18 protein-coding genes and 1 tRNA gene are annotated in these 23,211 nt (G+C 66.3%); 3 read left to right on the forward strand and 16 right to left on the reverse strand.

Going from position 1 to position 23,211, the window contains the following annotated elements; genetic code table 11:
• Position 1: 1 nt before the first annotated feature.
• The 7 genes from gspD to PKE72_RS16490 all read right to left on the reverse strand — a co-directional run bounded on the left by gspD (position 2) and on the right by PKE72_RS16490 (position 10,094).
• Positions 2-2,158, reverse strand: a complete 2,157-nt coding sequence (gene gspD / locus PKE72_RS16460) for a type II secretion system secretin GspD (RefSeq protein ID WP_271166446.1) — start codon at positions 2,156-2,158, stop codon at positions 2-4.
• Positions 2,155-2,997, reverse strand: a complete 843-nt coding sequence (locus PKE72_RS16465) for a type II secretion system protein N (RefSeq protein ID WP_271166447.1) — start codon at positions 2,995-2,997, stop codon at positions 2,155-2,157. The genes gspD and PKE72_RS16465 overlap by 4 nt, the downstream gene beginning before the upstream one ends.
• 193 nt (positions 2,998-3,190) lie before the next feature.
• On the reverse strand, positions 3,191-5,836 hold the full coding sequence (locus PKE72_RS16470; RefSeq protein WP_271166448.1) for a TonB-dependent receptor domain-containing protein: 2,646 nt from the start codon (positions 5,834-5,836) through the stop codon (positions 3,191-3,193).
• Between the two features lie 56 nt (positions 5,837-5,892).
• Positions 5,893-7,419, reverse strand: coding sequence for a beta-helix domain-containing protein (locus tag PKE72_RS16475; protein WP_271166449.1), 1,527 nt, complete (start codon positions 7,417-7,419; stop codon positions 5,893-5,895).
• A gap of 217 nt (positions 7,420-7,636) precedes the next feature.
• Positions 7,637-8,290 carry a sugar transferase gene (locus PKE72_RS16480; RefSeq protein WP_271166450.1) on the reverse strand — a complete coding sequence of 218 codons (654 nt, stop codon included), beginning with the start codon at positions 8,288-8,290 and terminating at the stop codon, positions 7,637-7,639.
• Between the two features lie 320 nt (positions 8,291-8,610).
• Positions 8,611-9,135: a hypothetical protein gene (locus PKE72_RS16485; RefSeq protein ID WP_271166451.1), complete on the reverse strand. Its 525-nt coding sequence runs from the start codon at positions 9,133-9,135 to the stop codon at positions 8,611-8,613.
• The gene (locus PKE72_RS16490) at positions 9,135-10,094 is read right to left on the reverse strand and encodes a M28 family peptidase (RefSeq protein WP_271166452.1); all 960 of its coding nucleotides are present in this window, start codon (positions 10,092-10,094) and stop codon (positions 9,135-9,137) included. The genes PKE72_RS16485 and PKE72_RS16490 overlap by 1 nt, the downstream gene beginning before the upstream one ends.
• 75 nt (positions 10,095-10,169) lie before the next feature.
• On the opposite strand from PKE72_RS16490, the gene ligA reads away from it, so the two are divergent.
• A complete protein-coding gene (gene ligA / locus PKE72_RS16495; RefSeq protein ID WP_271166453.1) occupies positions 10,170-12,500 on the forward strand; it encodes an NAD-dependent DNA ligase LigA in 2,331 nt (776 codons plus the stop codon).
• Here ligA and PKE72_RS16500 read toward each other — a convergent pair.
• Positions 12,497-13,438 (reverse strand): LytTR family DNA-binding domain-containing protein, encoded by a 942-nt coding sequence (locus PKE72_RS16500; protein ID WP_271166454.1) that lies wholly within the window; start codon positions 13,436-13,438, stop codon positions 12,497-12,499. The genes ligA and PKE72_RS16500 overlap by 4 nt on opposite strands.
• An 11-nt stretch (positions 13,439-13,449) precedes the next feature.
• On the opposite strand from PKE72_RS16500, the gene PKE72_RS16505 reads away from it, so the two are divergent.
• A complete protein-coding gene (locus tag PKE72_RS16505; protein WP_271166455.1) occupies positions 13,450-14,688 on the forward strand; it encodes an acyltransferase family protein in 1,239 nt (412 codons plus the stop codon).
• Positions 14,689-14,911: 223 nt separating this feature from the next.
• Here the strand turns inward: PKE72_RS16505 and adhP are convergent, their stop codons facing one another.
• The 3 genes from adhP to PKE72_RS16520 all read right to left on the reverse strand — a co-directional run bounded on the left by adhP (position 14,912) and on the right by PKE72_RS16520 (position 18,708).
• Complete coding sequence (adhP, locus tag PKE72_RS16510) at positions 14,912-15,940, reverse strand: alcohol dehydrogenase AdhP (RefSeq protein ID WP_271166456.1); 1,029 nt, start codon at positions 15,938-15,940, stop codon at positions 14,912-14,914.
• A 141-nt stretch (positions 15,941-16,081) separates the two neighbouring features.
• Complete coding sequence (gene exaC / locus PKE72_RS16515; protein ID WP_271166457.1) at positions 16,082-17,599, reverse strand: acetaldehyde dehydrogenase ExaC; 1,518 nt, start codon at positions 17,597-17,599, stop codon at positions 16,082-16,084.
• A 134-nt stretch (positions 17,600-17,733) separates the two neighbouring features.
• On the reverse strand, positions 17,734-18,708 hold the full coding sequence (locus PKE72_RS16520) for a GAF domain-containing protein (RefSeq protein WP_507762567.1): 975 nt from the start codon (positions 18,706-18,708) through the stop codon (positions 17,734-17,736).
• Positions 18,709-18,911: 203 nt separating this feature from the next.
• Here PKE72_RS16520 and PKE72_RS16525 point away from each other — a divergent pair, with 203 nt between their 5' ends.
• Positions 18,912-19,334 (forward strand): DUF2147 domain-containing protein, encoded by a 423-nt coding sequence (locus PKE72_RS16525; protein WP_271166459.1) that lies wholly within the window; start codon positions 18,912-18,914, stop codon positions 19,332-19,334.
• A gap of 75 nt (positions 19,335-19,409) precedes the next feature.
• Here PKE72_RS16525 and PKE72_RS16530 read toward each other — a convergent pair whose 3' ends face one another.
• From PKE72_RS16530 to PKE72_RS16550, 5 genes are all read right to left on the reverse strand, one after another.
• Positions 19,410-20,396, reverse strand: coding sequence for an aldo/keto reductase (locus PKE72_RS16530; protein ID WP_271166460.1), 987 nt, complete (start codon positions 20,394-20,396; stop codon positions 19,410-19,412).
• 98 nt (positions 20,397-20,494) lie between these two features.
• Positions 20,495-20,571 (reverse strand) — tRNA-His (locus PKE72_RS16535).
• A gap of 123 nt (positions 20,572-20,694) precedes the next feature.
• Entirely contained in the window at positions 20,695-21,408 is a 714-nt protein-coding gene (locus PKE72_RS16540; RefSeq protein WP_271166461.1) for an energy transducer TonB, read from the reverse strand.
• A 14-nt stretch (positions 21,409-21,422) separates the two neighbouring features.
• Positions 21,423-21,857: a biopolymer transporter ExbD gene (locus tag PKE72_RS16545; RefSeq protein ID WP_271166462.1), complete on the reverse strand. Its 435-nt coding sequence runs from the start codon at positions 21,855-21,857 to the stop codon at positions 21,423-21,425.
• A 5-nt stretch (positions 21,858-21,862) separates the two neighbouring features.
• Positions 21,863-22,750, reverse strand: coding sequence for a MotA/TolQ/ExbB proton channel family protein (locus PKE72_RS16550; RefSeq protein WP_271166463.1), 888 nt, complete (start codon positions 22,748-22,750; stop codon positions 21,863-21,865).
• Positions 22,751-23,211 lie beyond the last annotated feature (461 nt).

The following is a 23,211-nucleotide window of genomic DNA, read 5'->3' on the forward strand; positions in this document are numbered from 1 at the left end:
ATCAGTTCCCGGTCGGCGGCAGGGGCGCGGCCTCGACCGGGGCCACGGGCGCCGTGACGCCGCTCGGCGCGATCACCATGGCCTCGCCCGTCGCCGGGGCGGCCGGCGCCTGAGTGCGCATATAGTCCCGCACCAGCGCATCCAGGCTGGGCTCGCGATCCGGCTGCACCGCCTGCTGCTGGTCGCGCATATAGCCCCAGCGGTCTGCGGCCAGCCCTTGAGCCTCCTCGCGGGTCCGGACGATGGTGGGGCGCAGGAAGACCATCAGATTGGTCCGCCCCCGCTGGCGGCTGTTCGAGCGGAACAGGGCGCCGACGCCCGGCAGGTCGCCCAGGCCCGGCACCTTGTCGGTCGAGATGATGTCGTTCTGGTCCAGCAGACCACCGGCCACGGCGATGTCGCCGTCGTCCACCACAAGGGTGGTCTGAAGCTCGCGCTTGTCGAACACCAGCCCGGAGGTGCTGGTCGTCAGCCCGCTGTTGATGGCCGACACCTCCTGACGCAGGGTCAGGGTGATGGAGCCCCCGGCGTTGATCTGGGGCTTCACCGTCAGCCGCACCCCGATGTCCTTGCGGTCGGTGGTGGTGAAGGGATTGGAATTGCCGTCCAACAGGGTCTGGCCCGTGGTGACCGGCACCTCCTGGCCGACCAGGAAGCTGGCCTCTTCATTGTCCAGCGTCATGATCGACGGCGTCTGGAGCAGGTTGGAACCCTTGTCGGTCTTGGCGGCGTTGATGATGAAGCCGAACAGGCCGTCGCCCACCTCGAACCCGCCGCCGCCGACGAAGCCGTTAGCGCCGACCAGACTGTTCAGGGCCAGGGTCTGCAGCTGTTCGCGCAGCGGATCGTCTTCGTCCAGTTGACCCGCATAGGCGCCGCCGGCGATGTTCACCAGCGGCGTCGCATTGTCGGTGTAGTTGGTCAGGCCGACGCCGTTCTCGCCGCCGTACAGCCACTGAACGCCCAGTTCGCGCACCGCATTGTCGCTCAGCTCGACGACTATGGCCTCGATCAGCACCTGCTGACGGCGCACGTCCAGCCGCCGGATCACATCGGCCAGCGTCCTTTGCATGTCGGCCGGACCGGCGATGACCAGGGCGTTGGCGCCGGGGAAGCGGGCGATGGTGGCGTGCTGGCCGGTAGCGGTGACGGTGGACGAGCCGATCGCTCCGTTCTGGCCCTCGTCAGTCCCCAGGCTGGTCGCGGCGCGGGACAGACCGCCGGACGCCGACGAGGTCGAACCGGTCGGAGCGGTCCTCAGGCCGGGGCTGGCTTCGGTCGCCGGCGTGACCGGCTGGCCGACCACCTGCTGCAGCACCGGCAGAAGCTGGGCCGCGTCGGCGTGCTCTAGGAAGACGACATTGACGTCCTGATTGGCCCGAGACCGACCGTCCAGATCGTGGATCAGGCCCCGCACCCGGGCCAGGGCCTGGCCGTCGCCGCGCAGGACAATGGAGTTGGAGCTTTCGACCGGGGTGACCGTGACCATCCCCTGCCCGGCGCCGCCCGGTGCGGCCATGACCTGTTGCAGCACCCCGGCGATCTCGCGCGCCGAGGCGTTTTCCAGGGCCACCACCTCATAGCTGGACCGGTCCACGTCGATCCGGCCGATCAGGGCGCGGATACGGGCCAGATTGTCCGAGAAGTCGGCCACCACCACGCTGTTGGCGCCGGGATTGGCCAGGACCTGGCCCTGGGCCCCGACCAGGGGCCGAATGGTCTCCGCGGCCGACGCGGCGTCAATGTTGCGCAGTTGGAAGACCTCGGTCGAGAACCGCTCCGCCCCGACGGTGGAGGGCCCCTGGGCCGCCCCTTGGGCCGGGCTGATGCGATAGGCGCCCGACTGGGTCGGGGTGACCACCAGGCCGTTGGCCCGCAGAGTGGACAGGAAAACCTCGAACAACTGGGCGCGGCCCAGGGGTCGGTCGCTGGTCACCGTCACCGTCCCGGTCACGGCCGGATCGACGATGAAGGTGCGGCCGGTGGTGCGGGCCACGTCCTGGATGAAAGCGCGGATGTCGGCGCCCTGGACGTTCAGGGTCTGGCGCGCCTCCTGGGCCATCACGGGCGCGGCGGCCAAGGGCGCCTGCAGGACCAGCACGGCGGCGAGGGCGCCGACGCCGGAACGCTTCAGGCGGTTGCGCAGAGAGGCGGTCATGGACGCGTCCTTATGGTGGTGATGCGCGTCTCGCCCGCGCGCTCATACTGGATTTCGGCCGAAGGGGCGCTGGCCAGTTGGCCACGCAGGGCGCCGATGGCCTGAGGGCTGTTCAGGGCCACGCCGTTTACGGACAGGATGACGTCGCCGGACTGAAGCCCGGCGCTGCGCAGTTCCGACGCATTGCCGGCCGAGGAGACAGTGAAGCCGTTGACGCCCAACCCCTGCATCCGCGGCCGCAGCGACGCCTGGGCCATCAGCCTTTGAGGATCGACGACCGCTCCCTGAGCCGACGCCGGCGCGGCTGCGGGCGGGGCCACCACCTGGGGCGTGGCGGGCGGGGGCGGCGGCGCAGCGGCCCCGACCGGCGCATCGGAAAACTCCAGCCGGCTGATGGACTGGCCACGCGCCAAGGTCACGAAGTCCGGCCCGACGCCCTGCAGCACCAGCCCGGGCTCGACCTCCTCGCCCACCCCGACCGAAATCTGGCGTCCGTCGGCCAGGCCGATGATCGCCGACCCGCCGCCGACGCCGCCCGAGCGAACGCCGAACAGCCGCATCTGGCTGGCGTCCGCGCCCGAGGCGCCGGCCAGGGCCCCCTGCCCGCCTGTGCGGAAGAAGGCGTCGAAACGCGATAGGATGCTCAGATCGACAGCGGGGATCGAATGGGCGGCTGCGGCGGCGGGCTTCGACGACGGAGCGGCGAACAGCCAAACAAGACGCCCGGCCTGAACCAGCAGCAGCAGAATAAGCACGCCCTCAACGAGGCGGCGCAGCGGCAAACGCCGCAGACGGTCGGTCGCCGAAGAGACGCTCAAACTACGGAAAGCCGCGATCACGACGCCATGCCTGTTCCGGCCCCCAGACGGCCATGGCGCGATCTAGACTAATCGTCCGTATGCGGGCCGCACCGAAGTGTGAAGACACGAAGAACATGTCGTGACAGTCACGACCCATACGGATCATTTCAGAACGAAAACGACCGGAAGGCCGACGGCCTCCCGGTCGCAAACGTCTCGCCTGTTCCTGAGATCAGAAGCGGGCGGTCAGGCTGACAGAGGCGCTCTGGCCCAGGTCGTAGTTGTTGACCCGGATCTTGTTGCCCAGCTCCTGATATTCGTCGAACTCGGTGCCCAGCAGGTTCCGCAGCTCCAGGGCGAAGCCCATGTCGCGGGCCATGACGGTGAAGTCCTTGCGATAGACGAAGTCCAGGAAGACGCCCGGCTCCTGGATGAAGTCCGGCTCGCGGCTCGCGCCCGTGCCGGCGCCGCGGGCGGTGATCCGGTCGCTGACATAGTTGACGATGATCGTCGCCTGCGAGCGGGCCGTATCGTCTTCCCAACCCAGTTGCAGGTTGGCGACATGGTCCGACTGGCCTTGCAGACGGCTGCCGTCCTGGATGAAGAAGGACGCCTGTTCCGGCGTGCCGGCCCCACCCAGGGTCAGGACGGTGTCGCCGTCGCCGACCTTAACCTCGGAGTCCGAGTAGGTGTAGTTGGCCTGCACCAGCCAACGCTTGTTGGCGATGAAGCTCATGCCCTGGTCGGGGAACTCGAAGTACTTCTTCACCTCGACCTCGGCGCCCATGATGGTCGCCTTGGGCGCGTTCAGATACGACTGCTGGCGCTGGTTGCCCACGTCGACGATGACGGACTCAACCGGCTTGTCCATGTCCTTGTAGAAGACGCCGGCGGTGATGAACTGCTGGCGAGCGAAGTACCATTCGTACCGCGCGTCCAGGTTCAGCAGCTCGGTGTCCACCAGATAGGGGTTGCCGATGAAGATGCGGTCGCTTTCCGGGTCCGTATAGGCCTGGGGGGCCAGTTCGCGGAACTGCGGGCGGCCGATCGTCTGCGACACGCCGAAGCGCAGTTGCTGATCCTCGGCGAAGTTCCAGGTCGCCGTCAGCGAGGGCAGCCAATATTGCTCCTCGATCTCGGTGGCCTCGTAGGTCGAGGTTCCGCCGAACACGTCGCGCGGCGTGACGCTCTGCTGACCGTCCTCGAAGCGGACGCCCACCGTTGTGCGGACCAGCGGGATGATTTCCGCATCGACCATGGCGTAGGCGGCGTTGACTTGCAGCTCGGCGTCATAGGCGCTGGCGCCGTTGCTGCCGGCGATTTCACGCAGCTGCAGCGTGGTCGGATTGATGTTGTAGTCCGAGAACAGATAGTCGATCCGCGACATCCGTTGATCGTCGGTCAAGCCGTTGACCGCTTCGAACTGCAGATCGTGACGGGTGGCTTCACGATTGTTGTCCAGGGTGGCGACCCCGGCGCTGATGATGGCTTCGCGGGCCTCGGACAGAGGCAGGGTATAGGCCACATCCAAGCCGCCGGACACGATGTCGTCGTCCAGCTCGCTGAACGAGATCAGATTGCCCTGGACGTTGTGGATGTAGTCGCCGTCCGCGTTGACGCCGTACTGGAAGCGCGATTCATAAGGCGCGTCCCGCGACGTCTTGGCGTAGGCCGCGCGCCAGTCGATCTCCAGCGCGCCGTCCATGAACTGATGCTCGCCGGCCAGTTGGCTGCTCCACAGTTGGCGCACGAACCATTCGGTATAGTCGTTGCGGATCACGCTGCCGCCGGCGTCGAAGTCGGGACCGGCGACCGAGCGGGCTTCCTTGGTCGTGTTGCGGACGTAGAGGTTGGTCCACTTGACCTCGTGATCGGCGTTCGACAGCGACAGACCGCCGAGGAAGTTCAGGCGGATGTCGTTCTGGTTCGAGTCGACGTCATAGGTCGACACCGGCACCAGGACTTCGCCCTGGAACTGCCCCTCTTCCTGGACGCCGCTACGGGCGCGCCAGCTGTTGTCGTATCCAGCGACCGCGATCAGGCCCAGGGTGCCGAAACTCGTATCCTGCGAGAAGCCACCGGCCAGTTCCACGCCGCCGTCGATCGGCGTTTTTTCGCGTTGCAGCAGGCGCAGGGGCGCGTTCACCAGCGACTGTCCCATGGTCTGGAGCTGGTCGGCGGTGAAGTTGGCGCTGTTGATCTGCTTGCCCTGATTGAAGGCGATGGCGATCGCACCGGGGACTTCGCGCGTGTCGTCGTCAAACCCGGTGAAGTCGGTGCGCGATCCGTAATAGATCAGGTTTTCCTTGCCGGTGGATTCGGTGTTGCCGCCCAGCGACAGCTTCATGTTGAAGAAGGGCTGGTTCGGCGCGTCGATGGTGTGGAGGTCGATGACGCCGCCGCCGAACTCGCCGGGGAAGTTGGGCGAATAGGTCTTCTGAACCGTCACGCCGTCCAGGATGCTGGAGGGGAATAGGTCCAGGGGCACGACCCGCTGCAGCGGCTCGGGGCTGGGCAGGGGCGAACCGTTCAGCAGGGCCGAGGAATAACGCTCGCCCAGGCCGCGGACATAGATGAAACGGCCTTCGACGATCGACAGGCCGGTGACGCGGGTCAGGGCCGCGGCGGCGTTGCTGTCGCCGGTGCGCTCAAGGTCCTCGGACGTCAGGAAGGCCGCGACCTCCGAGCTTTCGCGGTTGGGTTCGGGAATATAACGACCCAGGACGACGATTTCGCCGACGTCGGTCGCCTGTTCCTCGACCTGCTCGGCCGGGGTCTGGGCGGTCGGGGCGGCGGTCTGGGCGAACGCCAGGCCGGGCGCGATCAGCGCACTGGTGGCGAGAAGGACCCCGCTCAGGGTCAGAGTAAGTCTATTCATGGTCTGCGCCTTGAAGGGGTCAGGAAACGCGAAGAACCGNNNCGGAGCTGTCGTCTTCAGCAGGTCGAGCCGGACGTCAGGCCGCAGGTCCAGCCCTGCCACCAGGTGTCCTGGGCGTTGCGAACGGCGCCGATGTAGGTGACGCTGTCGAAGAAGCTGTAGACCGTCTTCGGATCGACCGCCGTCACGGCGTTTTCGTTGGCGCCGTTGATGAAGGCCAGGTTCTGGTTCGTGATCGTCGTGCCCGAGGCCGGAGCGGTCAGGGTCGAGGTTCCCGCCGCCGTGACATTGGTGTTGCGGGCGTTGGTGAACACCGCCGTCGAGCGGGCGACGTTGGCCGGACGATACGAGATCGAGCAGGACATGTAGATCGAGCGCAGCGAAGGCGTCGAACCGCCGTCGAAGCTGGTCTGGGTGTCCGCGTCGGCGATGTCGAAGCAGCCGGCGACCGAACCCGTCGTCGAGGTGGCGACGATGTTGATGAGGTTCGGGTTGGTGCCGGTGTCGAAGTGCATGACCGTGTGGGCGTCGGTCGGGGCGTTACGGCCGACCAGGGTCCAGTTGGCGATCTTCGGCTGCGACAGATAGCGCGAGGCGTAGGGCGTCGAGGTCGGGGCGGACGAGAACTCGAAACCGGCCGAACGGCTGGTGGAGTTCGGCGCGCGCTGGGTCACGATGCCGAACTGGGCGCCGCCGCGCCAGCCGGTGTCGGTGTCCAGACCGTCGTCGTCGGCGCCGTTGATGACGATGTGCTTCAGGTTGGCGTTGCCGCCGAAGATCTCGATGCCGTCGTCCGAGCTGTTATACGACTGGATGTACTCCAGGGTCGTGCCCGAGCCGACGCCGGCCAGGGTCAGGGCCTGCAGCTCGTTGCCGGTCGAGATTTCAAAGCCCGAGTACTTGATCTGGACGTAGCGCAGACGGCCCGAGTTATCGGCTGCGGTGTTGCCGCCGTAGAAGGCGCTGGTGCCCTCGACCTGGCCGGTGCAGGTGACCGGGGCCGTCAACTGGCAGTTGGCCTGGGGCGCGCGGCCGGCGAGGACGATGCCGCCCCACTGACCTTGCGAGGTCGCAGTGGCCGTGCCTTCGATGTCCTGACGGCTGGTGAAGATGACCGGGTTGGTCGCGGTGCCTTCGGCGTAGATCTGCGAGCCGCGGTTGACCAGCAGATAGTCGCCGCCGCTCGAGGCGAAGACCTTCACGCCCGGCTCGATGGTCAGGATGCCCTGGGTTCCGGTGGTCGAGGCCGGGTCAATGCCGCGGTCGGTGCCGACTTCGGTGCGGCCGCTGATGGCGTAGATGGTGCCGGCGCGGACCGACAGGGTCAGGTTGCCCAGGACCTGCTGCGGCAGTTGGCAGACGCGCAGCGTGCCGTTGGCGATGGTGCCGATGTTCGACAGACCGGTCGGGCAGTCGGCGGCGGGGGTGCCGGGCGTCGGCGTGGTCGGGGTGGTCGGCGTGGTGCCGCCGCCGTTGCCGAAATCACCCTCGCCGGGCGAGGCCACCTCGGAGGAGCCGCACGCGGCGAGCGCGAGGGCGCTGGCCGCCGTCACGAGAAGGGTCTTGAGCTGAAGGCCGGTCATCGTCAGTCCACCGTGTCTGGTCAAAGAGCTATGACAGGGGACGGTCGAGCTCATGCCCGGCCGCGATGACGTGTTCGTCCCTCCTGCCCAACTTCAGTCATAGTCAGGCCGTGTGACGGCGCATGCGCCCTGAGATGAAGGTTCGGCGGAGGTTTTGCGGCCAATTCGCATCTTTTTTGCAATATTTGGTCCGTTACCAAATCAGTTTCACGACCAGTCAGTAGACGCCTTCTCGACCCAGCACGGCCGGCACCGTGCGCAGGATCAGCGCCAGATAGGTCCGTATCGTCAGGTTGCGGACCAGCCACATGTCCATGGCTACACGACGCGCATACGACACATCGTTGCGTCCTGACACCTGCCAAAGCCCGGTCAGTCCGGGCCGCACCGCGCAATAGGCAGCGAAGCGACGTCCATAAAGCGGCGCCTCATCCGCTACGATGGGCCTCGGTCCGACCAAGGACATGTCGCCGACCAGCACATTGATCAGTTGCGGCAGTTCATCCAGGCTGGACAGGCGCAAGAACCGCCCCAGCGGCGTCACGCGGGGGTCGCGCCTCAATTTACGACGCTCCGCCCATTCTCCATCCACCAGTTGGGGCAGGCGCGCCTCGGCGTCCGGAGTCATGGAACGGAATTTCAGGCAGGCGAACGGCCGACCGTCGCGGCCGATCCTCTGCTGGCGGAACAGGGCCGGGCCGCCGTCCTGCACCCGTACGGCGGCGGCGATCAACAGCAGGGTCGGCAGAAAGAACAGCAGGGCCGCCGACGCCGCCAGCACATCCATAAGGCGGATAAGGGCTCGGCTCCCGTGATCGGAAACCGGTCCGTCCGCCTCCATGTTTCGCAGTGCGGCTTCAACGGTCGTCATGCCCGCCCCTCCCCCGGGGCGGGAATATTCCTTATGGTTGTATAGTTGGCAACCCCCACTAATACTTACAAAACAACTCAGACTTGACCATCAGTCTGTTGACGACGGCGCGCAACCTATCATAGGTTGCATCGTGGTTCTTCCAGATCGCAAATCCTTGCGCCGCCCCCCGCTCCGGCTCGTCGAACAGCCGCCGGCGGAACGCCGTTGGTCGGGCCGCCGCTCGGTCGTGGTCATGATCGGGCTGGGCGCCCTGTTATGGGTTTTGGTTGCGGCGGCAGGTTGGCTTTTAGCCCGCGCCTTCACCTGACCTGACCAGATCAGTCGCCGTTCCACCAGCCGAGATTGACGGGCAGTCTGACGCCCTCGACCGTCACGGTTCCGCTGATGACCGGCGTCCGGTCTCCCAGATTGCGACGAGCGGTGGCCAGTGCGCCGGGATCGATCCGGGCCTCCAGCCTGGCGTCCCGCCCGCCCGGCGCGCCGGCGACCAGCGTCAGCCGCTCATCGGTCAGCGCATAGGCGCGTGGCGTGAACCGCACCGCGCCGTCCGGCCCTACCAGGGTCAGGATCAGCGGAGACGCCTCGCGCCGTCCGGCTTCCCAGGCCTCGAACGCAGAGGCCTGGCCGATGAACAGGCTCGCGACTCGCCAGACCTCTCCCGCCTCGGCGACGGGCCGATAGTCGCCGGAGATGTCCCCCTCCAGCCGATGGCGGAAATCGGCCTCACGCTTGGGCGCTGTAACCGGCGCCTCCGGCCGCGCCTCACGCCGCTCGCAGCCGGTCAGCACCGCCATGCCGAACAACATGGGGCCGATCAGGGTAGGAACCAGAAGACGCCGCATCACCGATCCAACGACCGGTCCAGAGCCCGGAATCCGGCGATGGCCAGTTCCGTCGCCGAGGTGAAGACCTCGGGCTTGATCCGCTCGAAGTCGTCGGTGGGGCGGTGATAATCGGGGTGATAATCCACGCCCATATAGAGGAAGGGCACCCCCTTGTCGTGAAAGGCGCCGTGGTCTGACGCAGAGACCCAGTTGTTCTCACCCTCATCCTGCGGCGTATCCTTGCCGAAGGCGAAACTGACCGGCCCGACCGCCGACAGGGGCTCCAGGATCGGGCGCAGGTTCGGGTGCTGATAGGTGCCCGTGACCCACAGATGGCCGTCGGTCTCGGCCCGCGCGGTCATGTCGAAGTTCAGGTTCAGGGCGATGGACGACAGGGGCACCGGCGGCGCCTTGACGAACTCGCGCGCGCCCAGCAGCCCCCGCTCCTCCCCGTCGAAGGCGACCAGCAGCACGCTGTGCTCCGGCGCCTGGGCCTTCAGCCGTTTGGCCAGTTCCAGCATCGTCGCGACGCCAGAGGCGTTGTCGTCGGCGCCGTTGTAGATCTGGCCGTCGTGCATGCCGACGTGGTCATAATGGGCGCTGACCACGATATAGCGGTCACCGACGCGGGTTCCGGGGATCAGGCCCAGCACATTGACCCCACGATAGGTCACCGGGCCCTGCGGCGAACGACCGGTCGCCTCGAACGGCTGCAACCGCCCGAACGAAGCCGGCGCCACGCCCAGGGCCTCGAGCCGCGACACCACATAAGCCCGCGCCCGCTCTCCGCCCGGCGTGCCTGTCCCTCGCCCCTCCATGTCGTCCGCCGACAGGATCCGCACGTCGTCCAGCAGTTGGGCGTATTGGGCGGCGGGAACCGGGGCGGGCGGCGGCGGACTGATCGGCTCGACACACCCGCTCAGGGCCAGAGCGGCGCATCCGCCGAGCAGAAGGGATCGGACGGCGGCAGGCGGCATGGACGACTCCGTGAGTAACGATTCAGCCTAGCGTGCGGATCGCCTGACGTCAGCCCGTGGTAATGAGACGGCGACATGTCCAGCGCGATTCCCCCCTTCCCCCCCGTCGAAGACCTGACCGCCGAAAGCGCGGCCGAAGCCCTGGCCTGGCTGGCCGCCGAAATGGCCCGCCACGACGCCCTCTATAATGAGGCGACGCCCGAAATCTCCGACGCCGACTACGACGCCCTGCGCGCCCGGAACCTGGAGATCGAGACCGCCTTCCCCGACCTGGTCCGCCCCGACTCCCCGTCGAACAAGGTCGGCGCCGTCGCCTCCAGCCAGTTCGCCGAGGTCCGTCACGGCGTGCCTATGCTGTCGCTGGACAACGCCTTCGACGAAGGCGAGGTGCGAGACTTCGTGGCCCGCATCGCCCGCTTCCTGAAACTGCCCGCCGACGAGCCCATCGCCTTCGTCGCCGAGCCCAAGATCGACGGCCTGTCCGCCAACCTTCTCTATGTGGACGGCCGGCTGACCATCGGCGCCACGCGCGGCGACGGGCGCACCGGCGAGGACGTCACCGCCAATCTGAACACCATCGCCGATGTGAAACAGACTTTAGCGGGCGACGACTGGCCCGACCGGATCGAGATCCGGGGCGAGGTCTACGCCCCCAACGACGCCTTCGCCGCCTTCAACGCCGCCGCCGAAGCCGAGGGCCGCCGCACCTACGCCAACCCCCGCAATTTCGCCGCCGGCTCCCTGCGCCAGAAGGACGCCCGGATCACGGGCAAACGCCCGTTGAACTTCTTCGCCTACGCCTGGGGCGAACACTCCAGCGACTTCGCCGAGACCCAGTGGCAGGCCCTGCAAAAGCTTAAGGCCTGGGGCTTCGCCGTCAACGACCGTTCGGAACGCGTCGAGGGCGCCGAAGGCCTGATCGCCGTCTATCGCAAACTGGAACGCGACCGCGCCACCCTGGGCTATGACATCGACGGCGTGGTCTACAAGGTCGACCGCATCGACTGGCAGCGCCGCCTGGGCTTCGTCGCCCGCAGCCCCCGCTGGGCCATCGCCCACAAATTCCCGGCGCAACAGGCGACCACAGTGCTGGAGGGCATCGACATCCAGGTCGGCCGCACCGGCTCCCTGACCCCGGTCGCCCGCCTGCACCCGGTCACGGTCGGCGGCGTCGTCGTCCGCAACGCCACCCTGCATAACGAAGACGAGATCGAACGTCTGGACGTCCGCATCGGCGACACCGTCCGCCTGCAACGCGCCGGCGACGTCATCCCCCAAATCCTGGGCGTCGTCCCCGACCTGCGTCCCGCCGACGCCATCCCCTATGTCTTCCCCGAAAAATGCCCGGTCTGCGGCTCCGAGGCGGTGCGCGAGGGCGACGAGGTCAAGCGCCGCTGCACCGGCGGCCTGATCTGCGACGCCCAGATCGTCGAACGGCTCAAACATTTCGTCGGCCGCCGCGCCTTCGACATCGAGGGGCTGGGCGAGAAGCAGCTGGTCGCCTTCAATGCGCGCGGCTGGATCAAGGAGCCCGCCGACATCTTCCGCCTGGCGCGCGACGCGGCGCGGCTGAAGGAGCTTGAACGCGACGACGGCTATGGCGAAACCAGCATCCGCAACCTGGTCGCCGGCATCGACGCCCGCCGCGTCATCTCTCTGGACCGATTCCTGTTCGGCCTGGGCATACGTGACATCGGTGAACAGACCTCCATCGTCCTGGCCCGCGCCTTCGAGAGCTGGCCCGCGCTGAAGGCCGCCTGTCTCCAGGCCGCCGCGGGCGTCTCGTCGGACGCCTGGACCGCCCTGGCCGCCGCCCATGCCATATCGCCCCGCGTCCTGACCCTGATGGCCGAGGCCACGCCCCCTGCCGCCGATCCCTGGCCCGAGGCGACGATGGACATGAAGATCAGCCAGGCCTTCCCCGGCATGGCCGCCCCGGCCCGCCGCTCGCTGGCGACGATGACCAACGACTGGTCCGGCCTGGTCGAACTGGCCCGGGTGGCGCGCGAGGAAGGCCCGCCCGAAATCCTGAACCAGATCGCCGGCGTCACCGGCGTCGGCCCCGTCGCCGCCCTGGCTTTGGCCCACTTCTTCCACGAGCCGCACAATCTTCAGGTCGTCGCCGCGCTCGAGGGCGAATTGACCCAGATTCTCGACGCCGAACGGCCCAAGTCAGACACCCCGGTCGCGGGCAAGACCGTCGTCTTCACCGGCGCTCTGGAACGCTTCACCCGCGACGAAGCCAAGGCCCGCGCCGAAAGCCTGGGCGCCAAGGTCTCGGGCTCCGTCTCCAAAAAGACCGACTACCTCGTCGCCGGCCCCGGCGCCGGCTCCAAGCTGAAAGACGCCGAGAAACACGGCGTCCAGGTCCTGACCGAGGACGAGTGGCTGGCCTTGATCGGCTAGCCGCGCAGCGTCGCCAGGGCGGCGGGATAGCGGCGTGACAGGGGCGCATTAACCGCCCCCAGTTCCACGGTCCAGTCGCCGGAGCCGTCGGGTTGCAGGCCGGTGACGCGCTCTGCATTGACCAGCCACGAGCGATGGACCCGCACGAAGCCGAACCGCGACAGTTCGGCCTCCACCGCCGCCAGGGTCGCGCGCATCAGCAGACGCCGCCCGTCCGCCAGCAGGAACTCGACATAGTTCCCCGCCGAACTGACGGCCAGGATGTCGGCCAAGGGGGCGCGGATGATGCGGGCGCCGTCGCGGATGTCGAAACTAACCGGCCGCACCGGCTCGTCCCGCCGCCGCCGGAGATAGGCGGTCAGCAGGAAGCCCCCGACCAGCAGGACATAGGTCACCAGGTCCTTGCGCAGCTCATAACCGAACCGGTCGCCGAACTCATAGGCGCCCGCCCCCATGACCGCGTAGCCCAACTTCCTCAGCGCCACGAAACCGCTGACGTGCAGGGCCGAAAAGGTCAGAAGCGCCGCCAGATGGATCGCGACGAACCTCGCCTTGGGCCGCCATCCCTCGCCCGCCGCCTCGTCCGGCGGCGCCAGACTGGCGGCCAGCCAGGGAATCCAGATCACCGCCATCAGGGTGAGGGTGCTCGACACTTCCCAGACCATGGGCTTCCAGGCGGCTACATCCGGATTGTCCGCCTGAGCGGTCAGGATGTTGACCGGCGTGTTGATGAGCGAAAAGGCCAGGACCGCCAGGGCGCACCGCGACAGGTCACGACCGTTCAGCCGTCGCGCGATACGCGACCACCCGCTCGTCACGATACGCGCGCCGTTCGTCCCGACGACCCCGCCGCCGTCCCCGCCAGACGCCCGAACGGCCCCGGACGATTGCCGACCCGCCCGTCGTTCCGCGAGGACGGGGCCTGCATCATTCGCCATGGAGTTCTCGCATGTCTGTTCCGCCCCCGCTCGTGTCGCCGTCCGCGATGTCGGGCCGACGATACGATCTGGACTGGATCCGTGTCGGCGCCTTCATGCTGCTGATCCTCTATCACGTCGGCATGTTCTACGTGCCCTGGGACTGGCACGTGAAGAGCCCGCGTCAGATCGAGGCGCTCGAGCCGATCATGATGATGACGGGCCCGTGGCGGCTGACCCTGCTGTTTCTGGTCTCGGGCTGTGCGACCCGGTTTCTTGCGGACGGGTTCGAGGCGCGCGGGCAAAGCGGATGGGCGCTGGCCGGATCGCGCACCCTGCGCCTCTTGCCGCCGCTGCTGTTCGGCATGTTCGTCATCGTGCCGCCCCAGAGCTATTACGAGATCGTCGAGGCGGCGAAGAGCCTGGGGATCGCCGACCCCGCGCACGGACCGGTGCTCAAGGACTTCTGGGTGCGGTACGTCACCTCGACCGGCCACTGGTGCGACGCAGACGGCTGTCTGACCACGCCGACGTGGAACCACCTGTGGTTCATCGCCTATCTGCTGCCCTACAGCCTGTTGCTGGCGGTGATGATCGCCTTGCCGGCCGTCCGGCGCGCCTTTCAGGCGGCGGGGGATCGGGTCTTTCGGGGATGGGGGCTGGTGGTCTGGCCGGTCCTGTATCTAATCCTGATCCGCTGGTTCCTGGCGCCCCGGTTCGAGATCACCCATGCCCTGACCGACGACTGGTACAACCACGCCCTCAGCTTCGGCGCCTTCCTGTTCGGCTATCTGATCGCCCGGTCCGAGGAGTCGCGTCAGACCCTGATGCGGCTGCGTTGGCCGGCCCTGATCATCGCCCTGTGCAGTTGGGCGGCCTGGGCCACCTATGCCTGGGTCTATCGCGGCGACGTCAATCCGGCTGAGCCGCTCAGGCAGGCGATGCGGATCGTCTATGCGCTGGATCAGGCGGGCTTCATCGCCGCCATCCTGGGCTTCGGCGCACGCTGGTTGAACCGGGGCGGCCCGGCCCTGCGCTATCTCTCGGTGGGCGTCTTCCCCTTCTACATCGTGCACCAGACGGTGACGGTGGTGGCGGCCTATAATCTGGCCACGCTCCACCTGCCGTTGGGCGTGGAGGCCGGCCTCCTGATCCTGATCACCGCCCTGGGCTGCCTCCTCGCCTACGAGATCGCGCGCCGGATCGGATGGCTGGGCCTGTTGCTGGGGGTGAAGCCGCAGAAGACGCCAACCGTCCGGTCGCCCGTCTGATGCAAGGGCTGGGACCGCCCAGCCCTCCTAATTCCACAGGAAAACCGTCAATGGATCAGCGGCTTGAAAATAATTCAAGCCGCCAACCCAGCACGTTCGCAAACGGCGCTATGATTTCGCCCAGGTCTTTGACATCGCGATTGGACAGCCCTCCCACACCGGGCTTGGACGTCGAGAATAGACAAAAATAGACTCCATTTTTTTGTAGTGGATTGAGTCTATTTCAGATCGTCATGACGATCCGGCCCTCGATCTGGCCGTCGCGCATCCGCTGGAAGATGCTGTTGATGTTCTCCAGCGGCTCGACCGAGACCGTGGCCTTGACCTTCTCGTCGGCGGCGAACTGAAGCGCCTCCTGAAGGTCCAGACGGGTGCCGACGATGGAGCCGCGCACCGTGGTGCCGTTCAGCACCATGTCGAAGATCGACAGGGGGAAGTCGCCGGGCGGCAGGCCGTTCAGAGCCACGGTCGCGCCCCGCGACGTCATATTGACCGCCTGTTCGAAGGCCTTGGGCGAGACGGCCGTGACCAGCACGCCCTGGGCGCCGCCGTCAGTCTGGGCCTTGATGTCGGCGGCGGGGTCGTTCGAGGTCTTGGCGTTGACCGTCACGGTCGCGCCCAGCCGTCGCGCCAGGTCCAGCTTGGCGTCGTCCACGTCCACGGCGGCGACATTCAGCCCCATGGCCTTGGCGTACTGCACCGCCACATGGCCCAGGCCGCCGATGCCAGAAATCACCACCCAGTCGCCCGGCTTGGTGTCCGTCATCTTCAGCCCCTTGTAGACCGTCACCCCGGCGCACAGGATCGGGGCGATGTCGGTGAAGCTGACATTGGCCGGCAGATGACCGACGTAGTTGGGATCGGCGATGGCGTATTCCGCAAACCCGCCATTGACCGAATATCCGGTGTTCTGCTGGTCGTGACACAGGGTCTCCCAGCCGCCCAGGCAGTGTTTGCAGTGACCGCAGGCCGAGTACAGCCACGGCACCCCGACCCGGTCGCCTTCCTTGACCAGTGTGACCCCCGCCCCCACCGCCGAGACATAGCCGACGCCCTCGTGGCCCGGAATGAAGGGCGGGTTCGGCTTGACCGGCCAGTCGCCCTCGGCCGCGTGCAGATCGGTGTGGCACACGCCCGAAGCCTCGATCTTGACCTGGATCTGGCCCGGACCCGGCTCGGGAACTGCGACCTCTTCGATGGTCAGCGGCTGACCGAACGCGCGCACGACAGCGGCCTTCATGGTTCTGGGCATGGAACATCCTCGTCGATTTGGGGGAACGGGCGGGCCGAAAGCAGGACATCGGCCCGCCCGCCTGGGAGATGCTCTCCGGACAGACGGATCAGAGAGCGATGACAGGATGACCGATCCGGGACTCGCCATCCTTGATGCAGATCAGAAGAAGCCCAGTTTGTCGGGGCTGTAGCTGACCAGCAGGTTCTTGGTCTGCTGATAGTGGTCCAGCATCATCCGGTGGTTCTCCCGCCCGATGCCCGACTTCTTGTACCCGCCGAAAGCTGCATGCGCCGGGTACTGATGATAGCAGTTGGTCCAGACCCGCCCGGCCTGGATGGTCCGCCCGGCGCGATAGGCCGTGTTCATGTCGCGCGACCACACCCCGGCGCCCAGGCCGTATTCGGTGTCATTGGCGATCTCCATGGCCTCCTCGAAGGTCTTGAAGGTGGTCACGGCCAGGACGGGACCGAAGATCTCCTCCTGGAAGATCCGCATGTCGTTGGTGCCCTTGAACACGGTCGGCTTGACGTAATAGCCGCCACCCAGATCGTCCTTCAGCATGGCCTGTTCGCCGCCCGTCAGAACCTGGGCGCCTTCCTCCTTGCCGATCTTCAGATAGCTCAGGATCTTCTTGAGCTGCTGTTCCGAGGCCTGGGCCCCGACCATGGTCGCCGGGTCCAGCGGATCGCCCTGAACAATGGCCTCGACCCGGGCGATGGCCTTCTCGATGAAGGCCTCATAGATGTCCTCGTGGATCAGGGCTCGGCTGGGGCAGGTGCAGACCTCGCCCTGGTTCAGGGCGAACATCGCAAACCCCTCCAGCGCCTTGTCCAGGAAGGCGTCGTCGGCGTCCATCACGTCCTTGAAGAAGATGTTCGGCGATTTGCCGCCCAGCTCCAGCGTCACCGGAATGATGTTCTTGGTCGCATACTCCATGATCTTCTGCCCCACGGCGGTCGAACCGGTGAAGGCGATCTTGGCGATCCGCGGATTGGTGGCCAGCGGCTCGCCCACCTCGGCGCCCGTGCCCGACACGATGTTCAGAACGCCGGAAGGCAACAGGTCCTGGATCAGTTCGATCACGACCAGGATCGAGGCCGGGGTCTGCTCGGCCGGCTTCATGACGATACAATTGCCCGCCGCCAGCGCCGGCGCGATCTTCCAGGCGGCCATCAGGATGGGGAAGTTCCACGGGATGATCTGACCGACCACGCCCAGCGGTTCATGGAAATGATAGGCGACCGTATCGTGGTCCAGCTCCGAGATTCCGCCTTCCTGGGCGCGGATACAACCGGCGAAGTAGCGGAAATGGTCGATCGCCAGGGGGATGTCGGCGGCCAGAGTCTCGCGCACCGGCTTGCCGTTGTCCCAGGTCTCGGCCTCGGCCACGGCCTGGAGGTTGGCCTCGATCCGGTCGGCGATCTTGTTCAGGATGACGGCGCGCTGGGCGACGCTGGTCTTGCCCCAGGCGTCCTTTGCGGCGTGGGCGGCGTCCAGCGCCAGTTCGACGTCGGCCGCGTCGGAATGGGCCACCTCGCACAACACCCTGCCGTTCACCGGCGACCTGTTCTCGTGATAGCGGCCATTGACGGGCGGGACCCACTGTCCGCCGATGAAATTGTCATAACGCGGCTTGAACTTGGGGGTCACGGCGCGGATGAATTCGGGCTTGGTCATAAAACACTCCTAGGTTCCCTCGGGCGTCGCTTGCCGACGTCGTTGGGCCCAGAAGCTCGGCTCCGTCCGGCCGATCCGCCAGACGGACGCTTAATGGTGCGGTGCAAACCTGTCGCAGAACTGCGACAGTCGGATCAGTGCGCTTCTCTCGTCAGACCCAGCCGGTGCAGCTTGCGGTGCAGGGTTGCGCGACTAACGCCCAAAGCCCGCGCGGCCGCCGAGACATTGCGCCCGTTCAGGGCCAAGGCGCGACGCACGGCGCCGCGCTCGGCCTCCAACAAATCGGTCTCGACGCAGCCCGCGCCCAGAACGTCCGACGCCGCCAACTGCGCCGCGATCCGTTCGTCGGTGATAGACAGGGCCAGACGCGCAGCGCGCGTGGCTCCGATGACCAGATCATCCCGGTCGACCGCCAGCAGCGCCGCCGTATTCCGTTCACCTGGATCTCCTGCCAGGACGATACGCGCCTGTGCGAAGGCCTGGCGAAAGGTCTGAGCCTCTATAGCCCGCGCCGCATCGGCCACCGCCGCCGCGATTAGGCCCAGCATGCCCTCTGTCGCATCGGCGCGGCAGGATGACACGTCCAACAGGCCGGCGAGACGACCGAGGTGGTCATGGATCGGATGACTGGTGCAGCTCAGGGCCGTGTTGCGGGTGTGGAAATGCTGGTGGCGATGGATGGTCAGCGCCCGGTGCTCGGCCAGCGCAGTGCCGATCCCATTGGTGCCCTCGACCGCCTCAGACCATATGGCCCCCGGCCACAGGCCCCACCGATGAAAGGTCTCGTCATCCGCCGCCGCGCCCCGGCGCTCTAGCGGCACCCCGTCGGCATTGGTCAACAGTACGCAGCACCCTGTGTCGCCGACAGCAAGGAACAGCCTATCCAGCACCGCCTGCGCTGCTCGCGTCATCGGCTCCAGGGCCTCTCGGGCCTCTCGCAGCTGGACGTCGGTCAGGGTGTTGGGTCTCCCACCGTCTTCGGGGTCCAGACCGTACAGCGACATGGACCGGCGCCAGGACGCAGCCAAGGCCGAACGCGCAGGTTCCGCTCCATTATCCAGGGTCGCCTTTATCAGGCTTGGGTGGTCGCTTCCCGGTCGCGCGCCCATGGTCTCTCCCCAGGCTTGTCCTACTCAATCAGACGCCTGCCGCGCGGTGGCGTCAATCCGGCCTGATCGCGAGCAGCGAAAGCTTCCCTAAGGTCCGGTTTTCATTGGTCTTAGAGAGTCAGTTCAGCCTTGTTTTGAACCGAAACCCGGATCACCCTGCGTCTCAACGGGTCGCCGAACCGACCCGAGCAAAGGAAACGACCATGAAGACCAAGATGATGCTGGCCGCCGCCGCCCTGGCGACCGCCCTCGCCTCTCCAGCCCTGGCCGGCGATCCGACCGGCCTGTGGCAGACCCCGACCAACGGCGGCCAGGTGCGCATCGCCCGCTGCGGCCAGGCCCTATGCGGGACCTTGGTGACATCAAACCATATTCGGGCCGACCCCAACGCTCGTGACGAGCATAACCGCGACACTGCCCTGCGCAGCCGCACGCTCCGCAACCTGCCCATGCTGACTGGCTTCACCGGTGGGCCGACCGAATGGCGCAATGGCTCGGTCTACAACCCTGCGGACGGCCGCACCTATCGCGGAACCATCACCATGACCGGGGACAACAGCCTGAACCTACGCGGCTGTGTCGTCGCTCCCCTGTGCAAGACCCAGACCTGGACCCGCGTCCAGTAGCCAAGCGTCAGACGAAATGAAGGCCCGACCGGAGCGATCCGGCCGGGCCTCTTCATGCCTGGGTCTAGCCTGGCCTCAGCGGTTCAGCGCCGCCCGCGCCGCCTCGGCGTAACGGTGCCCTACGGCCGCCCCCTTGGGGAAAACGGCGTCGATCCGCGTGAGGTCCTCCGCCGTCAGCTCGATGTCCGAGGCGGCGGCGTTTTGCTCCAGCGTGGCGATTCGGCGAGTGCCGGGGATCGGGACCAGGTCCTCGCCCTGGCCCAGCACCCAGGCCAAGGCCAGCTGGGCGGCGGTGACGCCCTTGTCGGCGGCGATGGCCTTCACCGCCTCGACCAGATCTAGGTTCTTCTGGAAGTTATCGCCCATGAAGCGCGGATTGGTCCGACGGAAGTCGTCCGGGGCCAGGTCGTCGACGGACTTGATGTCGCCGGACAGGAAGCCCCGCCCCAGAGGGCTGTAGGGCACGAAGCCTATGCCCAGTTCCCGCGTGACCGCGAACAGCTCATCTTCCGGATCACGCGTCCACAAAGAATACTCGGTCTGGAGCGCCGTGATCGGATGGGTCTCGTGGGCCTTGCGCAGGGTCTCCGGCGCGGCCTCGGACAATCCCAGAAACCGGACCTTGCCCTGCTGGACCAACTCGGCCATCGCCCCCACCGTCTCCTCGATGGGCGTGTCGGGATCGACCCGGTGCAGATAGTACAGATCGACGTGATCGACCCCGAGCCGCTGGAGGCTGCCCTCGATGGCCCGGCGAACGTTGGCGGGGCTGCCGTCGACCAACAGCCTGGAGCGGTCGGCGTTGTAGTTGATGCCGAACTTGGTGGCGATGAAGGCCTGGTCCCGCCGGTCCTTCAGCGCCTTGCCAACCAGAAGCTCGTTGGTATGGGGGCCGTACATCTCGGCGGTGTCGAAAAGGGTGATCCCCAGGTCGAGGGCGCGGTGGATGACGGAAATGGACTGGGCCTCGTCCGAACCGCCGTAGAAGGCGCTCATACCCATACAGCCCAGGCCAATGGCCGAGACCTCGGGACCGTTCGGACCCAACTTGCGCGTCTTCATCTGCGCTCTCCTGTCGATGTGGGGGATCGGCGACGACGCCGACAGGGCTTTAGATGGTCGTTGAAGCGGCGGGCTGCAAGCCCGGCCGCGTCGAACGATGGTACCGCCTCTCAGGCTTGAACTGAGGACCTCCGGTTCCACAAACCGGCGCTCTAACCAACTGAGCTAAGGCGGCCCGCGCATCGCGAGGCGCGTTCTCTACCGAGGCCTCATCCCCCAATCAAGCGCAGAGTGGAGAATGGCCAAACAAAAACGCCCCGGCAAATGCCGAGGCGTTCTGTGGAGCTTGTATTGAGCCCTATTGGAGGCGGAAGCGAACCGTAAAGCGCGCTGTACCACCTTGGGCGACACCATCTACCGTACCCGGCGAGAACCGAGCAGAGCGCATGGAGGCAAGCGCCTCTCGTCCGAAACCTGCGCCCGAGGGCGTTTCGGAGACTATGCTGCAGTTTGTGGCCGACCCATTGGGTTGAACCGTGCAGGACAAGACGACCGTACCTTCCTCGACCCCACGCTCCTGAGCACGCTCAGGGAATTCAGGACGAGGCTGACGTGCCCAGTTCACGTTCGTCGTGACCGGAGGACGCGGCGGAGCCGGCGGGGCCGGCGGCGGCGGCGGTCCGGGGATGTTCACCGGCGGGCCTTTGTACTCGACCCGCTCTTCCTTCGGCGTCGGCGTGATGTTCACCGGCGGCGGAGGCACGACGTTCGGGATCGGGGCCGGGACGCGCACCTGAAGCTTCGGCGGCGGCGGCTGATCCGTCGGCGGAGGCGGCGGGGGCGGAGGCGGCGGAGGCGGCGGAACCGGCTCGACCAACTCAACCTCGACGGACTCGTCGACGTAGTTGAACTCCTTCAGTTTGAACTTCGACTGCTGAAGGAAGAAGATCAGCAGGGCGAACAGGAGCGTAACGATCAGAAGGCAGGCAATAAGCACAGGGTATGAAACCCCCATGAAGCCCTTCTTCTTCGGTACGTCGTAACGACTGCGATGATATGCGACGTCTGTCATACTATCTCCGCGCTCTAGCTCGTCGCCTGGTCTTCGCCGACCAGTGCAACGCTGTAGAAGCCGTTATCCTGCAAAGCGTTCATGACCTGCATGAAGTCGCCGTAGCGGGTGTTTTGGTCGCCCCGAATGAAAATCCGCTCGTCCGCCGGGTTCCGGGAACCGATCTGATCTAACAGATCGGCGCCCAGGGATCCGACGTCGGTCTGGAAATCGCCCACGAAGACGTCGCCGTCATTCTGGATCGAAATATAGACCGGCTTGGGCGGGTTCGGGGCCGCCTTGGCGACGGCGATCGGCAACTCTACCGGCACCGACACGGAGGCGAGCGGAGCCGCAACCATGAAGATGATCAGCAAGACCAGCATGATATCAACGAAAGGCGTGACGTTGATATCGCTGTTGGCCTCGACCTTGTTGCCGCCGCCGCCCGATTTAATCTTGGCGGCCATCCGTCTTACGCCCCCTTGTCGAGCTGACGCGAGATGCCGTTCAGCAGCTCGGCGGAGAAGCCGTCGGCGCGGGTGCCGTAGGCGGCGATGCGGGTGTTGAAGTAGTTATAGAAGACGACGGCCGGGATAGCGGCGAACAGACCGATGCCGGTAGCCAGCAGGGCTTCAGCGATACCAGGAGCAACGACGGCCAGGTTGGTCGTGTTGGATTCCGCGATGCCGATGAAGGAGTTCATGATGCCGTAAACCGTACCGAACAGACCGACGAACGGACCGATCGAGCCGACCGAAGCAAGGAACTGCTGGCCGCCCGAGAGGCGCAGGGCCAGACCGGCTTGAACGGCCGAAACGGCGGCTTGGGCGCGAGCCATGGCGGTGTCGAGATGGTCGCCCGTAACGGACAGGCCAGCCTGGCGCGACATCTCGATTTCTTCAGTGGCCGCAGCGGCCATGTCGGCCAGCGGGTTGCCGTCGAACTCTTCCTGGGTCGAAACGGCGCGCATGTCCGAGATGGTGCGGGCGCCGCGGAAGCTTTCGAGGAAGTTGTCGGTCTTGCGGTTCAGCGCGCCAAACTCGAACAGTTTGATGAGCAGCAGGGTCCAGGACAGGATCGAGGCCAGCAGCAGGCCGATCATGACGACCTTAACGATGACGGTCGCTTCCATGAACATGGAGATCGGGGTGATGCCGCCGCTGTGACCGCCGCCAACGGCTTCGTTCACGCTTTCCGGGTTCGCCGCGTCGGCGGCCGGAGCCATCGCCGTCGGGGCCGCCGCAGGTGCGGCCGCCGGGGTCGGCTCGGCCGGGGCCTGGGCCAGAACCGGCGAGCTCGCCATCAGCACGGCGGCGCCGGCCATGGCGAGAATGATGTTCGTCTTTTTGCTGTTCAGCATAATTCGCCAGTTCCTGCTTGGTCTGACTCGTGGAACCAAAGGTGCGGCCGTGTCAAAGGGCCGCCCCCCAACCTGAAATGTTTCCTTCAACGCCCAATGTCCCATCGGGATCAATCGGTCGCTGAATTCTTGAGTGGAGACGTGTCCGGTCACCCGTACCGCCTCCGATGTTCGAACCGTTGGAGAACGCGCCTCCTGAGAATCCGTCTGACGCCTTTATGGGAGAGCGTCGCAACCCCTTTGACGAACCCTTACCGGAGCGTCAAGGGACAAGAGCGGGATTTCCCCTAAGGCACGAAGATCAGTCAGATCGTGCCGCCTCCCGGCCCTGCACCCGCGAAACACGACATTTCCGTGATGAATTTGAAGCAGTTGGCGCAAGCTTGTTCGAAAGCGCCGTCCTACGCAGTTTTTTACTTCTGTAGAAGGGTTTCTCGGGTCATCCGTCCCCTCGCGTCGGT

The organism is Brevundimonas intermedia (genome assembly GCF_027922165.1).
GTDB lineage: Bacteria > Pseudomonadota > Alphaproteobacteria > Caulobacterales > Caulobacteraceae > Brevundimonas > Brevundimonas intermedia.